Source organism: Bacteroidota bacterium (assembly GCA_016699695.1).
Taxonomy (GTDB): Bacteria; Bacteroidota; Bacteroidia; order Bacteroidales; family UBA10428; genus UBA10428.
This window is the reverse complement of record CP065006.1, coordinates 3,274,814-3,290,731: the sequence shown is the minus strand read 5'-3', so window position 1 is coordinate 3,290,731 and position 15,918 is coordinate 3,274,814. Positions and strand designations below refer to the sequence as shown.

Annotated in this window: 10 protein-coding genes and 1 tRNA gene; 5 read left to right on the top strand and 6 right to left on the bottom strand. The window is 41.5% G+C overall.

Features of this window, described 5'->3' with window-relative positions:
• Positions 1-7: 7 nt before the first annotated feature.
• The gene (locus IPM71_13725) at positions 8-1,399 is read left to right on the top strand and encodes a HAMP domain-containing histidine kinase (protein ID QQS50629.1); all 1,392 of its coding nucleotides are present in this window, start codon (positions 8-10) and stop codon (positions 1,397-1,399) included.
• Positions 1,400-1,480: 81 nt separating this feature from the next.
• Positions 1,481-3,463: a M1 family metallopeptidase gene (locus IPM71_13720; protein ID QQS50628.1), complete on the top strand. Its 1,983-nt coding sequence runs from the start codon at positions 1,481-1,483 to the stop codon at positions 3,461-3,463.
• Between the two features lie 8 nt (positions 3,464-3,471).
• Here the strand turns inward: IPM71_13720 and IPM71_13715 are convergent, their stop codons facing one another.
• On the bottom strand, positions 3,472-5,247 hold the full coding sequence (locus IPM71_13715) for an ATP-binding cassette domain-containing protein (protein ID QQS50627.1): 1,776 nt from the start codon (positions 5,245-5,247) through the stop codon (positions 3,472-3,474).
• Between the two features lie 94 nt (positions 5,248-5,341).
• A complete protein-coding gene (locus tag IPM71_13710) occupies positions 5,342-6,421 on the bottom strand; it encodes a 3-deoxy-7-phosphoheptulonate synthase (GenBank protein ID QQS50626.1) in 1,080 nt (359 codons plus the stop codon).
• A 201-nt stretch (positions 6,422-6,622) separates the two neighbouring features.
• Here IPM71_13710 and IPM71_13705 point away from each other — a divergent pair, with 201 nt between their 5' ends.
• Complete coding sequence (locus IPM71_13705) at positions 6,623-8,419, top strand: PAS domain S-box protein (protein ID QQS50625.1); 1,797 nt, start codon at positions 6,623-6,625, stop codon at positions 8,417-8,419.
• Between the two features lie 10 nt (positions 8,420-8,429).
• Complete coding sequence (locus IPM71_13700; protein QQS50624.1) at positions 8,430-8,813, top strand: response regulator; 384 nt, start codon at positions 8,430-8,432, stop codon at positions 8,811-8,813.
• Positions 8,814-8,906: 93 nt separating this feature from the next.
• Here the strand turns inward: IPM71_13700 and IPM71_13695 are convergent.
• Together IPM71_13695 and IPM71_13690 are read right to left on the bottom strand one after the other, a co-directional pair.
• Positions 8,907-8,980, bottom strand: a tRNA-Arg gene (locus IPM71_13695).
• Positions 8,981-9,103: 123 nt separating this feature from the next.
• Positions 9,104-10,702 carry a PAS domain-containing protein gene (locus IPM71_13690; protein QQS50623.1) on the bottom strand — a complete coding sequence of 533 codons (1,599 nt, stop codon included), beginning with the start codon at positions 10,700-10,702 and terminating at the stop codon, positions 9,104-9,106.
• A gap of 195 nt (positions 10,703-10,897) precedes the next feature.
• Between IPM71_13690 and IPM71_13685 the strand changes: the two genes are divergently transcribed.
• Complete coding sequence (locus tag IPM71_13685) at positions 10,898-13,666, top strand: hypothetical protein (GenBank protein ID QQS50622.1); 2,769 nt, start codon at positions 10,898-10,900, stop codon at positions 13,664-13,666.
• A 98-nt stretch (positions 13,667-13,764) separates the two neighbouring features.
• Here IPM71_13685 and rplS read toward each other — a convergent pair whose 3' ends face one another.
• Entirely contained in the window at positions 13,765-14,124 is a 360-nt protein-coding gene (gene rplS / locus IPM71_13680; GenBank protein QQS50621.1) for a 50S ribosomal protein L19, read from the bottom strand.
• A 125-nt stretch (positions 14,125-14,249) separates the two neighbouring features.
• Complete coding sequence (locus tag IPM71_13675) at positions 14,250-15,884, bottom strand: C69 family dipeptidase (protein QQS50620.1); 1,635 nt, start codon at positions 15,882-15,884, stop codon at positions 14,250-14,252.
• Positions 15,885-15,918 lie beyond the last annotated feature (34 nt).

The following is a 15,918-nucleotide window of genomic DNA, read 5'->3' as shown; positions in this document are numbered from 1 at the left end:
GAGAACCATGAAACCTGATATCGAAAATAAAAGTCTGAACGATTTAAGCTCACAGAACGAACAGCGAAGAATAAGGCTGAGCAATTCCATCAGTATTATTTCAGGCTTTTCATTAGCTGGTTTTATTGTTTATTACAGCCTTATCGATTTTGAGTTAATGCTCCAACGGAATCTGATGCTGGCAATATTTACCATCCTAAGCCTGACTCCCGTTTTATTGAACAGGCTGAAATTGCATCATTTGGCAAAGTTTTATGTGGCTTCTTTTGATACCCTAATCATGCTTCTATTGATTTTAAAAAAAGGTGGAACTGAAAACGGTTCTCACATCCTTTTTTTGCTGTTTGCCATTATTCCCATTTATATCTGGTCGGTAAAAGAAAAATACCTGATCATTCTTTTTTATCTGCTTAACCTCTTTTTGTTTGTTTTTTTTCATTTTTTCGAATTCTCAACAAAACCCGACAATACACTCCCCGATGAATTTAATGCCATCACCATTGGCTTTACCATACTGATAAGCTATATAGGAGCTACAATCTCTATAATTATCTTTCACCGGCTGGCAGAGAAAAAAGAATACCAACTTCAGCAAACCAACTTTCAGATTGAACAGCAAAAAACTGAATTGCTTCAACTAAACCAGCAACTGGCCCAGCAACTGGAAGAACTTCGCCTTCAACAAAACGAAATAAATAATTCGAACCTCATTAAAGGAAAAATTTACTCGGTGATAGCCCACGACCTCAGAAGCCCCATTACCAGTATGAATGCCCTCCTGAAATTAATGATGAATGATACATCAGACATTCCAAAAGATCAACTGGAATCCTACATTTCAAGTTTGTTCAGCACATCGCAAAATACCTCTGTTTTGCTCGAGAACCTTCTGGAATGGTCGCGAGCACAAACAGGTCACCTGAAGGTTTGTCCAGAATACCTTAACCTTTATTCCATGGTCGAAGAAGCATTTCAATTCAATGAATTTCTGCGCGATAAAAAACAAATCGAGCTGTACAACACGCTCCATAAAGAAATACAGGTTTTTGCCGACAAACACCTCCTCTCAATCGTCTTACGCAACCTTATCTCGAATGCACTTAAATTTACACCCCGAAAAGGAAAAGTAAGTATACATTGTACCGACAAAAACAACAACGAAATCGAACTAAGCATTACAGACACAGGTACGGGGATGACCGGGGAAGAAATCAGCAGGCTTTTCAGGGTAGAAAAGGGATTGTTAAAACTTGGAACCGAAAAAGAAAAAGGCACCGGATTGGGATTGGTAATCTGTAAAGAGTTTATCGAGAAAAACAATGGAGTTATCCATATCAAAAGTATTCCTGGCAAGGGCAGTACAATGAGCTTTACCTTGCCTGTTAAGGGAAACCTTTAATAAAGGATATTGGCTCAATTTGATTTCAAATCGGGTTGGGATAAAAATTAAAACTGGTTTATTCTAATCAAACACCTTTACATGAAGTACTTAAGTATAGTTTTTTGTCTGCTCGCGCTGAGCCCTGTTTTTGGCCAAACCAGTATAAACAGTGCGTTTGAACTAAGCGTACAAGCACTGAAGGAGGGCGATTGGCATACTGGACTTGAGGTAACAAGTAATTTGTTAAAATCCTATCCAGAGAATGAGAATCTGCATTACAACAAAGGACTGGCCTTGTTTCAACTGGGCGACATGGAGGGGGCATGCGAGAGTTTTACTGAGGCAAACAGACTTGGTTATAAGGTAAACAAAGGACTGCTTAACTATTATTGCAACGAAGACTATAAGTACGATCTGCTAAAAAAACATTTTTACACAAAAGTACCCCTTGATTCTGAAAATTCCTACCGGCCCTATTATACCAGAAAGGATACCCTGCGAGGCGCACTAAGACCTGAGCGTACTTGTTTTGATGTGACTTACTATAAGCTACAAATAAGAATTTTGCCTCCGAGTAGAAGTATTAGAGGCTACAATGAAATTCACTTTAGAATACTCAACCCTTCCCGGCGTATCCAGCTCGACTTGTTCGAGAATATGGTGATCGACAGCATTGTGTATGGCAAAAAAAAGTTGGGTTTTTCCCGCGAATACGATGCTATATGGATCGAATTCCCCAATGAATTGAAACTTGCTTCCAACCATAAAATTCGTGTCTACTATCATGGGAAGCCTCGCATAGCGCCCAAACCACCGTGGGATGGTGGGTTTGTCTGGAAGCGCGACAGCTTATTCAATTACTTTGTTGGGGTAGCCTGCGAACATCTTGGCGCCAGTGTGTGGTGGCCCACTAAAGACCATCTGACCGACCGGCCCGACTCAATGGCTATTCATATCGAAGTACCCGACAAATACCAGGCAGTATGCAACGGCACACTACGGCAAGTGGTCGATGCCGGAGATGGCTATACCCGATACGAATGGTTTGTGCAGTACCCCATTAACAATTATAACGCCACTTTTTACATGGGTCGTTTTGCTGAGTTTACCGATACCATATTGAGTCTGAATGATACTTTGGTGGCCCGTTACCATGTTTTGCCAAAGAACCTCGAAATTGCAAAAGCACATTTTACGCAGGCACGTGAGGTAGTTGATTTTTATAACCGTGCATTCGGCCCATTTCCCTTCTGGAAAGACAATTTTCGCATGATAGAAGCCCCTTACGAAGGAATGGAGCACCAAACCGCCATTGCCTATGGCAATGCCTATAGCAACGAAAAAAATGCTTCGGCCTATTTGTGCAAATCCTATGACTACATTATTGTGCACGAAGCTGCCCACGAGTGGTGGGGTAATTCGGTTACTGCAGGTGATATGGCCGATGCCTGGATACACGAAGGCTTTGCCACCTATGCCGAATATCTGTTTCTGGAAGAAAAACTGGGGTATACCGAAGCCGAAAAAGAATTGCAGCATCATATTCAAGGAATATTTAATTTCTGGCCCATGGTGCAAAACCGAGGTGTTAACGAAGATGCCTTTGCCGGAGGAGATATTTATGTAAAAGGTGCCACAGTTTTACATAGCCTAAGAGCTACCATGCATAACGATTCGCTGTTTAAAGCCCTTATCAAAGATTTTTATCTGACCTACCAATCAAAGATAGTAGATACTGAAACTTTTATCCAGTTTGTCAATCATTACGCAAAAGATGATTACTCTGCTTTCTTTGCAAAATTCCTTTACGAAACCGATTTACCGGTACTGCATTATTCATACAAGCGCACCGAGCAGGGATTGTTGCTCAATTATAAGTGGACAGGCGTAGCTCCCGGCTTCAAGATGGCATTTGGCATTTACACTTCTTCTGGTAAGCAATTGAGGTTATTGGGCACTGCCGAGGCCCAGGAGGTTATGCTGAATGAAAAGGGATTTTTTAATTTTTACAATGTTTGGAGCGATTTAAGTCTGGCTCCGAAAAACTCGTTTACCTACTACAATACTAAATGCGAGTATTAGGCATTTTTCTACACTGCAAACTGGAGCTCACTTAAACCTCGGTAAACGCCCTTGTCTAGCTTCATGAGGTGTTCGTGGGTACCCTGTTCAACTATGCGACCTTTGTCGAGCACAATAATATTATCGGCTCTGCGAATGGTTGCCAGCCTGTGCGCAATGACAATAGAAGTGCGTCCCTGCATCAATTTTTCCAGAGCTTCCTGAACCAGACGTTCCGATTCAGAATCGAGCGAGGAGGTGGCCTCATCGAGAATGAGTATCTGCGGGTTTTTCAACAAAGCACGGGCAATGGCAATGCGTTGCCTCTGACCTCCGGATAATTGCGTACCCCGCTCGCCTACAAGGGTTTCCAGTCCATCCTTCATTTCCGAAATAAATTGCCAGGCATTAGCCTGCTTAGCAGCCTCTACAATCTCATCATGGCTGGCTCCCCATCGTCCATAGGCAATGTTTTCGGCAATGGTACCTCCAAACAAAAAGATATCTTGAGGCACTACAGCCATTTGCGAACGCAATGCCGTTAAGGAATACTGTGTCGACTCTTTCCCATCAAACAGAATACGGCCCGAACTGGGTTCGTAAAGGCGCATCAATAGCGAAACAAGAGTCGATTTGCCGGCACCACTGGGCCCTACCAGGGCAATAAGGTTATTGGGCTCGACAGAAAAACTAATTTCAGTTAACACATCCGTACCTAAGCGCGAAGGGTATTCGAAACGCAGGTTATCAAAACGTATACGACCTTTGATGGTTTGCTCGGGAACCAATGCAAGATTTTCCTGAACCGTTTCTTCCTTTTCATCCAAGATTTCGAGTAAATTTTCTGTGGCTCCCACAAATTTCTGCACACGACCCAATACACTTGCCAGGCCACCAATGGTGCCACCAATAAAGCCTGAATAGATAATAAACGAAAACAGCTCTCCGGTTTGCAGTTCTCCTTTTCCTAAGAGGTCAGCTCCTTTCCAGATAACTGCCACCATGGCCCCGAAGAGACCTAGTATGATGAAGGACGAAAAAGCACCCTGCATGCGTCCGTTCTGTATACCGGTTTGGGCAATCTTTCCGGTTATTTCCCGATAGCGATCCATTTCGTGATATTCGTTGGTAAATGATTTTACCGATTGAATACCTTGTAGAGTTTCTTCCACCACCACATTCGATTCGGCCACCTGGTTCTGGGCTTCTTTCGACAACTTTCGTATGTAGCGTCCAAAAAATATCACCAGCACCATTACCACTGGCAAAACCGCCAACATAAAAAGGGTAAGCTTCATAGAAGTAAACATCAACAGGCTTATGCCACCCACAATAATCAAAATCTGCCTGATAAATTCTGCCAGAGTAGTGGTCATAGCATCCTGAAGCAGGGAAATATCAGCCGATAGGCGACTATTCAGCTCGCCCACCCTTCGTCCCTGAAAAAATTTAAGCGGTAAACGAATTAAATGGTTATAAACCTTGCGCCGTAAATCGGCGAGGGTTTTTTCTGTTACCCTTACAAACAATAATATCCTGAAGTAAGAAGCCGTTGCCTGTAAAAGCAACACTACAACCAACAACAATCCTATTCGGTTAATCTGCTCCTTGATCATGCCGGCCTGACCGATGTCCACCAGATCGCCAAGCAATTTAGGAAAAGCAAGACTAGCCGCGCTACTAATCAGCAGCAGAAGCATGCCAAGGGCATATTCCCTGCGGTAGGGCCGTATAAAGCGATATAGTTTAAAGAGTTCTTTTAGTCCCGAAAGACTAATTTTTTTCCTGGGAGTTTCTGAATTCATTCACGAAATAGCTTGGATGCAAAACGAAATATAAACACCCGGTTGGCTTTAGTGTTCATGCAAAAAAATAAAAACACCCTATCCGCCTGAACGATTAGCTCTCCAATTCTATTCTACCAGGAAGGTAAGGCTTTACCCTGGCCGCAAAACTACGAAGTATTGATTCCGTTGTTTCCCAGTCGATGCATTCGTCGGTTACCGATACACCATATTGTAGCATCGATAAATCGGCAGGAATGAGTTGTTTGCCGGCCTTCAGGTTGCTTTCTATCATCACGCCAATTATAGATTGGTTTCCGGTTTCAATCTGTCCGGCAATATCGTCGAGCACCTCGCACTGGTTACTTGCTTTTTTTCTGCTATTGGCATGACTGCAATCGACCATAATATTCACCGCAAGCCCGCAGCGCGATAAAAGGGTTTCGTATTCCGAAATAAACGCAGCCGCATAGTTGGGTGACTTTCCACCGCGCAAAATAATATGTCCATAGGGGTTGCCTTTGGTTTGCACCACAGCCACATGCCCATCGGGATCGATACTGACAAAACTATGCGGGGCAGCCACCGATTCCAAGGCATTGATAGCCACATTGATGTTTCCATCGGTGCCATTTTTAAACCCTACTGCCGAAGTAAGCCCACTGGCCATTTTCCTGTGGCTGTGCGATTCGGTGGTACGTGCCCCGATTGCGGTCCACGAAATCAAATCCTGGATGTATTGCGGGGTAACAATATCGAGGGCTTCGCCAGCTGCAGGAAGTCCAAGATTGGCAATGTATGAGAGTAGTTCACGAGCTTGCTTCAGCCCCTCTTCAATTTTACCACTGTTGTCGAGGTACGGATCATTGATAAGTCCGGACCAGCCCACCGTAGTGCGAGGCTTTTCGAAATAAACACGCATCACGAGCAAAAGCGTATCCCCAAGTTCATCGGCTAATTTTTTTAACCTGCTGGCATATTCTTTTGCTGCACTAATGTCGTGTATAGAACAAGGACCCACAACCATTAACAAACGTTTGTCTTTGCGGTCGAGAATATCTTTTACTGCAAGCTGTCCCTTGAAAACTGTATGAATAATCTTTTCGTTTAATGGATATAATTCCTTTAAATGATTTGGAGCAATTATAGGTGTCTCAGAAACAATATGGTGGTTTTCAATTCTCCTTTCTGTCATTGTTTTTTTATTTATTCTTTTTTTTAAAGCCGCAAATGTAAGGCATGTATCACGAAATAACATCTAGATTGAATAAAAACCTTTAGAATAAGGTTCCTTTTCAACAACAGAATTAAATAGTATATCCACTATCCTTTGGTAAAAAGGGTAACAGAATAACTTTATTATTATTATATTTAAATAACACAAATCCCTCAACACTTGGAAGAAGACCGGCTCATAGATCGGGTAATTAACTCCCTGCTGATATTCGGTAGTTTAATGGGGATTATCTCTTTTATCCTGAGCTATTTAATAAATCTGGAAACTGAATATGGCATGGTCTTTTACAGCGATAGCCTTGTATTGGCTATTATGATTGGCATTACCATTTTCCGGAAGAAAATAAGCAGGTATGTAAAATCGGTCACCGTGTTGACACTCTTGTTTGCTCTAATTTTTACAGACATCTTTCATTCGGGAATTTATGCAGCCAATGTGCGCCTTATGGTGCTTATTCCCTTTTTTTGCTTCCTGATCTTTGGGTTACGTAAAACTGTTATTATATACCTTTTAAGTATAATTATCATCACACTAATTGGCTATTTCTTTTCTACGGAATCCTTACAAATTAAAACCGATTTAAATCATCGCGTAACTCAGTTTGATGTGTGGCTTATACATCTCACCATTACTACTATGGTGGCATTTTTAATTCTGATTATCGAAAAAAATTTTCACGAATCCTTTCTTTCTTTTATCGACAGTTTAAAGAGAAAGAATATTGAACTTGCAGAAAGCGAACAAAGTTACCGGGAGATATTTAATGCCACGGCTGATGCCATTATTCTGTACGATCTGGAAGGAAACATTCTGGAAGTTAACCAAACTATGATTCAGAACCTTGGATACGAACAAAATGAAATTAAGGACCTTTCTATCCATTCAATCAGTGCAGCTAATGAAGGATACACTCAGGAATTGGCTCTCACTCACATAAAAGACGCTCGCGATAAAGGAAATAAAAAAACCGATTGGAAGTTACAGGCTAAAAACGGTAGAGTTTTCTGGGTTGAGATATCGTTAAAGCGTACCTTTATTTTAGGTAAGGACAGAATTCTCGCAGTAATCACCGACATCGATGAAAAGAAAAAAACAGCCCTTCAACTCGAACTATACAAGAACCAATTAGAGCAATTGGTATCTGAGCGTACCGAAAAATTAGAACTTGCCAACCAACAGTTAACTTTTAGCCATACACAGCTCATAGCACAGAATGAAGAATTACAATCGACACTCAAGCAACTCAAAGATGCTCAAGAGCAACTGATGCAGGCCGAAAAAATGGCTTCACTTGGAGTTTTAAGCGCTGGAGTGGCACATGAAATCAACAATCCTCTTAATTTTATTCAGGGTGGTTTAACAGGTCTCGAGGAATTCTTCAACGAACAACCTGAACTTAAAAATAATGAATCAACTACCTTATTGCAAGCTATCCGCGAGGGTATTGACAGAGCCTCGGCGATTGTTACGAGTCTCAACCAATTCAGCAGGCAAAGCAATTCGATAAAAGAAAAATGCCAGGTACATGCCATCATTGAGAATTGCCTACAAATTTTACAAAGCCAGTTTAAAAACAAAATAGAAATAAAAAAAGAATATTGCAGCCCCAACCCTGTAATTTATGGTAACAGTGGTAAACTGCACCAGGCATTTTTAAATATCCTAATCAATGCAGAGCAAGCAATTTCGACAAAAGGAATAATTTCCATTAAAACGTTAATCATAGGCAATTCTCTTCATATTCTCTTTGCAGATAGCGGCGAGGGCATTGACAAACAAATTATAAATCGCATTACAGAACCATTTTTTACTACCAAAGAGCCCGGAAAAGGTACAGGCCTTGGTTTATCCATTACCTACAACATTATTACAGAACTAGATGGAAAATTGGCATTTAATTCTGAAAAAAGTAAAGGCACTGATGTCACAATTGTATTACCTTTAATACAAGTTTAAATCAAAATTTATGTCTGAAAAATCTACCATCCTTTATGTCGACGATGAACTTCTGAATCTTCAGATTTTTGAAATCAATTTCAGGAAGAATTACAGGGTAGTCACTGCTCTTTCCGGAGAACTGGCACTGGAAATACTCGAACTCGACCCGAGCATCACAGTTGTAGTTAGCGACATGAGAATGCCAGGTATGGATGGGCTGGAATTTATACGAAAGGCACGAGATAAACATTTCAACCTGGCTTTTTTTATTCTTACGGGTTATGACATCACTTTTGAAATTTCACATGCACTGGAAAGTAAACTAATCCATCAATACTTCCGAAAACCGTTCAATATGAAAGAGATAAGTGAAGCAATTGAAATTGCTCTGAATCAACCAAAACAATCCTAACACCAATCATTTACAGAGAATGGGGTTCCTTTAACAGGAGAAAAATGGTGAAAAACAAAAGGTTAACCGGTAAACGATTAACCTTTTTTTATGTGAACCTGAAGGGAGTCGAACCCCTAACCTTCTGATCCGTAGTCAGATGCTCTATCCAATTAAGCTACAGGTCCAAATTGGGAGTGCAAATATAAATTATTTTTTGGATATGGTAAACCCAATTGTTGATTATTCAACAAGAAAAACCTCTCAATAAAACAATTTTAACTCATGCAATCCATAGCAGAGCAGAGTGTCTACAAGGACTTATGGATCTCGAAATAGATTTCCAGCTTGTTCTTATCGAATCTATAATTAAGCTGGCTTCCCTGAAGCGCTATAAACTCTCGCGCAATAAACAAACCCAACACGGGCACGCTGGACGCTTTTGAGGCATTATAAAGTTCCTGAGGCCTGGCATTCAGGCAAAACTCCACATCTTCGGGTTCTGCAGTAAAATTATCCGATTGCAATACCACAAACCATTTGCCGTCCTGCACACGTGCATCGAAAATAACAGATGCTTTATGCATGGTGTTTTTTATCAGGTAAACCGCAATATTTCGAATGGCAATGCGCACCAGGTTGCTGTCGGCCATAATATTCATTGCCGAAGGAACCTTGTTCTGCAGTGCTACCCTTTTTACACCGGCCAAATAGTCGTAATAAGGCTTGGTATCGGAAAAGATATTCGCCAGGTTGTTGGTCGATAAACGACAACGAATTTCGTTTTGCTGAAGATTATTCCAATCGGCCAGATTTTCAAGAAACACATAAAGGTTACGCAAAGTGCTGTCCATCGCCTTCATCTTAACTGCCATCTCGGAAGCCGAATACTGGTGCGATTTGTTTCGAAGCATTTCCGAATAACCCAATATTGTACTCAGCGGGGCATGCAGGTCGGTGGTAATAACCGAAATAAGTTTATCCTTCATCAGGTTAATTTCTGCCAATTCACGCGTCTGCTGCCTGAGTAATTCTTTGGAACGAATTCGCTGTATCTCAGAAGCTGCCCTTGAAGAGAGTATACTGAGCATATAGCGCGAATTTGGTAATTCTTCCATACTATCCTGGCTCAACACCCCAATCACACCAAAAGCCTGGCCACTGATATCGAAAACAGGAGCCCCGATAAAGCTTCTGGCCGAAGTCTCCTTTACCAACGAATCGTTAGGAAATAATTTCTCTAAGGCTTGCGGATAAAAAGAAGTATAACCCCTTAGAATATTTTCAATTACCGAGTCTTTGATTGTAATAAAATAGGTTTTAATATCTTCGCCATACCAATAAAAAACTTTAAGTTGAGAGTCATTTTCGGCCACCCGACGGGCAATAAAAGCGGCTTTGGCATTAAAAGTGTGGCATAAAAACTTGGTAAGCTCCTTAAAAAACTGTCGGCCTGTTACCTTGGAAGTAACCCGCAACACTTCACCTAACCAATCTTCTTCGCGAAGATAATTGGCCGATTTTGCGATTTTTATGAGAGCATAGTCTGGATGTGAGAATGGCAAGATTTTCTGCGTCATCCTTCCCCAAAACACATTTTGTTTTCGGGTTTTAAAGGATAATTCGTGCGAGTAATTGGAATTATTAACAAGCTCATCTTTAAGGCGATGGTTGCCCAGATTCAGAGGCTCATGATTGTAAAGTCGGTTAATTGCCAGATCAACCAGTTCGTTCTTTGATTCAGCCTCAAACAACTTAAGGGCTGCCTGGTTGCAATCGGCAATCACAAATTTTTCCAGATTGATAATGAAAATGGCTTCGTCGGAAATTTCAATAATTCCTTTGAATAACAATTCTTCCTCGCTTAAATGTGTAAGCAGGTCGAGACGTGTGGTTTGACTCTGAGGCATGGAGTAGTTTGGTTTGTTAGTGGTAGTTACGTGGTTGGTTTTGAAAATGTTATAGCTATTGGTACATATTTTAACTTTTTTACATTAATTTAACGATAGTATCTGCCGATTTGGTATTTTTAAGGATATATTTCTCAACACAATTGAAAGTTAGCAAACTTAACTTGTTCGAAAAAACATAACAAGCCTGACACCATGAAAAAAATCTTAAAATTCCTCTTTTATTTTGTGCTTTTCGTTCTATTGGTGATGTTGGTATCACCAGTATTGTTCAAGGGTAAAATCATTAAAGTTGCGCACGAACAGATTAATGCCAACATCAATGCAAAGGGATCATTTAGTGATATTAAGCTCTCTTTTTTCAAACAGTTTCCATACCTGAGCGCCAGCATCCAAGATTTATGCGTAGTAGGCATCGAACCATTTGAAGGCGACACTTTAATTTATATCGAATCCTTCGACGTGGCTGTGCATGTGATCAGTGCCATAAAGATGGAAAACATCGAAGTAAAAAAGATAGCCATCAACCAGCCTTTTGTGCAGGCGCTTGTGTTGGAAAATGGGCAAGCCAACTGGGATATAGCCAAAGAAACTACCGAAGAGCCTGAAGTTATCGATACTTCAGCAACAGAGTTCAATGCCAAAATATCGCTAAAAAGTTTTCAAATCAACCACGCCAGGATTATTTACAACGACCATGAAGCCAAGATGATGGCCTCTCTGGAAGATTTCAACTTTAACCTGAAGGGTGATTTTTCGCAACAATTCTCCACCCTGCTGATTCAATCAAAAACAAAAAAACTCTGCTTTGTAATGGACGGCATTCGTTACCTGCGCGATGTAGCTCTAAACATTGATATGAATGTGGATGCAAACCTTACCGAAAACATTTATGTGCTTCAACAAAATAGTTTCGCACTCAACGACTTTGTGCTTACACTCGACGGGCGTGTGGAAATGCCAGACAGCAGCGACATGCTCCTCGACATGACTTATGCTACCAGTAACACCGACTTTAAAACTCTACTTTCACTGGTTCCTGCTATTTACATGCGCGACTATGCCGAGCTTCAAACCAGTGGTAAACTCGCCCTCAACGGAAGCATCAGTGGACCGCTGGGCGAAGAGGTTACACCCGATGTAAAGGGTAAACTTACCGTGCAAAATGCCATGTTTCGTTACCCCGACCTGCCCAAAGCAGCCGACAACATCCATATCGATGTGGACTATTTCTACGATGGCCGGCAGATGGACAATACCACTGTGGATGTAAACCGTTTTCATATCGAATTTGGGGGCAATCCAATTGATATGACACTAAACCTCCGAACACCCATCAGCGATCCCTTTATCAATGCCCGAATGATTGCCAAACTTGATTTAGAATCATTCTCTGATCTGATACCCTTGGAAGATACAGAGTTGAAAGGAAAAGTAGATATCGATTTGGACATGATGGGAAATCTCTCACTACTGGAACAAGAAAAATACGAAGATTTCAAAGCTCAGGGTAAAGTGCTCATCAATGATTTTAAATACAATTCGTCCGATTTACCCAAAGCCTTTGGCATAGCAACAGCCAACCTCGAGTTCTCTCCACAATTCATGGCTTTGAATAGTTTTAACGCCACCATGGGCAAAAGCGATTTTGCTCTGCAGGGAAAGGTGAGCAATTACCTGCCCTATGTACTTAACGACGGGATAATCAGTGGCAATCTTTCGTTGCAATCCAATACACTCGACCTCAACGAGCTGATGGGTACCGAAACCACAGAAGAAAGTGCTGAATTGGAAGATACAGCAGCCATGGAGGTATTCGAAGTACCAACCAACATCAATTTTACATTTGCCTCAGTAATCAACAAAGTTTATTACGACAAACTTGAAATCGATCAGCTTATTGGAAGTATTTACATTCGCGACGGAAAAGTTGTGATGGAAAAGCTCCAGATGAATACCCTGGGAGGATCGCTCTTATTAAGTGGCGAATACAGCACACAAGATATAGCCAACCCACTATTCGATTTTAAATTCCAGGCAAAACAGATCGACATTCCAAAAACTTTTGCTGCTTTCGATTTTATTGGAGTTATTGCCCCTATTGCTTCAAAGGCTACTGGCAATATATCTGTGGATATGGAAATGAGCAGTTTCCTCGACAAAACTATGAACCCCGTAATGAACTCCATCGTAGCAAGCGGAAATCTGGGATCGAACAAAATTGGCATTAAAAGCTCCAATGCCTTCAATGCAATTGGCAAACAACTCAACTCCGATGCCTTTAACAACATGGAGTTAACCGACCTTTTATTCGATTTCGAGATCAGAGCAGGAAAATTGTTTGTCAACCCCTTCGAAACCAAGCTGGGAAAATCCAAATTAATTATTGCCGGCGAACAGGGCATTGACAAAACTATCAACTATGGCATTAGCATGGCTATTCCAAGGTCTTTGCTGGGTACCAGCAATGCTGCCGTAAGCAATCTCGCAGCTGACAAAGGAATCGACCTGGCCACCTCCGAAGAGGTTAATCTGGTTGCTCGCCTTACAGGTGATATGGCTAAGCCCAATGTAAAAATTGATATGAAAGAAATGCTTGGAGGCACTAAAGAGGCTTTAAAAGCAGCTGCTACCAAGGAGCTCGACACCAAAAAGGACGAAGCTAAAGCACAGGCAAAAGCAGAAGCCGACAAAATCATGAAACAAGCGGAGACCCAGGCTGCTACTATTCGCAGCGAAGCAAAAAAAGCAGCAGATTTGGTGAGAGCCGAATCCAACGCTAATGCCGATAAGCTTGTAAAACAAGCAACCAACCCAATTGCGAAAAAAGCAGCAGAAGCCTCGGCAACAAAAATTAAGTCTGAAGGAGAGAAAAAAGCCCAGCAAATAGAGTCAGAGGCCGACACGAAGGCCCAGAAAGTGCTTGACGAGGCTCAGGCAAAAGCAGATCAATTGCTGAAATAAGCCCCCGGAATAAGATTCGCTAGGAGCTTATCCTTAGGCGATGTAACAAAAAAAGCCGTTCGGATACCGAACGGCTTTTTCTATGTTGTGAGATTAGATTAAGCTTTTTTAACCACTTTACGTTCCTGAATACGGGCCTTTTTACCAGTAAGTTCGCGGAAATAGAAAATTCTGGCCCTCCGTACACGTCCGTGTTTATTCACCTCAATTTTGTCGATAAAAGGTGAAGCAAGAGGAAAAATACGCTCTACACCAATATTGCCTGACATCTTCCGAACGGTAAATGTTTCTTTAATGCCAGTACCTTTACGTTGAATAACAACGCCACGATATTGCTGCACGCGTTCTTTATTACCTTCTTTAATTTTGTAATGAACAGTTATGGTATCGCCGGCTGCAAATTCCGGAACCTCTTTTTCAACAGTAAAATGACTCTCAGCTACTTTAAGTAAATCCATCTGAATAGATATTTATTGGTTACACCCCGATTTTTCAGGTCGCAATATTAGTAAAATATTTTCAATAATGTATCGCTGCGAAGCTTAAATCTTTTGTTTTTTTTATTTTCGATCCAACCCTTGTTTTAATGTCCGCTGCCTTCCGGTACTTTCAGACGTTCGCCGGTATCTTCGGCTACTTTCTTGTACCAGGCCTCGCTGTATCCGGGTTGTTCTAGTTTAGGTGTTACATATTTATAACCTTCCGGAACTGGCACTTCACTCTTAACATTGCCATCCATAAATCGCACAAATAAAAACTGGTAAAGCGATTTCCATTCGTTAAGCGTTTGGTTTCCAGCTTCGAGCGTGAAGTTTGTTAGCAATTCGGCTTGTTCTTTTTCCTTTTTGGTTGCCAGATAACGGGCATCCATTACTTTCACACTTTCGATAAAGCTTTGTTCGAGCCTCGATTGTTTGTCCTGAATAAAAGGCAACATCAGGTTGTAGCGTGTGTAAGCCAGATTCGATACCATGTTAAAAATCCAAAACGCCGATTCATCGCTGAATTTCATCATAGAGCCATTTCCTACTGCAAATGCATGAGGCACCCCATTGGTTCCGCAATAAACAGGTGTGTAAACCGTGCTATAAGTATCGTCTACACCAAACCATAAAATGCCACCCACTGGATTGGGTAACCAACTGCGCATTTGTGCCACAAAAGAAAATCCTGTTTGTTGTGTTGAAATGGCTCTTTCATTGAAATATGTTTTACCATCAACCTCCCAGGTAAGAGGGCGCCAGCGCACGATGCAGGCATTGGCACCGGCACCGATATCCTGGGTCATGTCCATAGGAGTTCCCTGGTAATAATCGCGCATCATGCCCATTACATCGCTCACGTTAAGTTTTTTGTCCGGCTTTACCCAAAGTGGCATACGGTTTTGGAGGTTGTGCCCCATGGCATAATCCTCATAAGCTTTCATGCCGGAATTTACTTTATTAAAACCTGCATAAACGCGCGCATCGCAAAAACGTGCACCGCCAAAATCAACCGGAGCATAAGCATCGGAGAAACTAAACAAACTATCAGGACCCTGGTAATAAGCTTTTTCTTTTGCAAAGCTAATTACATCGGGTGCATACAAACAGTTTTCAGGGTCATTGATAGGAAACTGGGTAATACGTGCCTGGTTCGCATGACCGCTGATATAACCATCCGGAATGCGTTGTGCCACCCAAACAGCACCTTTGTTTCCTACACCTTTTCCTATCATTTCCATAATCCATACCTCGTTAGGGTCGGCAATAGAGAATGACTCCCCACTGCTGTAATAACCATAGGTCGCAAGCAATTCACCAATAATCTGAATGGCCTCGCGTGCTGTTTTGGCTCGTTGAAGGGTAATGTACATCAGACTTCCGTAGTCGATTACCCCGGTTGTGTCAATCAGTTCAGGTCTGCCGCCATAAGTCGTTTCGCCAATAGCAAGCTGGTGTTCGTTGATGTTGCCAACTACCTTGTATGTTTCAGGAGCCTGTTTAATTTTACCTAAATATTTTCCTGTATCCCATTCGTAAATCTCGAGCGAATCCGTGGCACCGTATTTGGCTGCAGGGTAAAAGTACAATTCACCAAACAATACATGCGAGTCAGCTGCATAGGTTATCATGGTTGATCCATCGGAAGAAGCTCCTTTTGTAACTAAAAAGTTAGTACATGCCTTTGTTGTTGCATATCCCGCAAACAGCAAGGCAATAATTATTATTCTTTTCATTCTATGGTAATTTAAGTTATATCTGAATATGGCA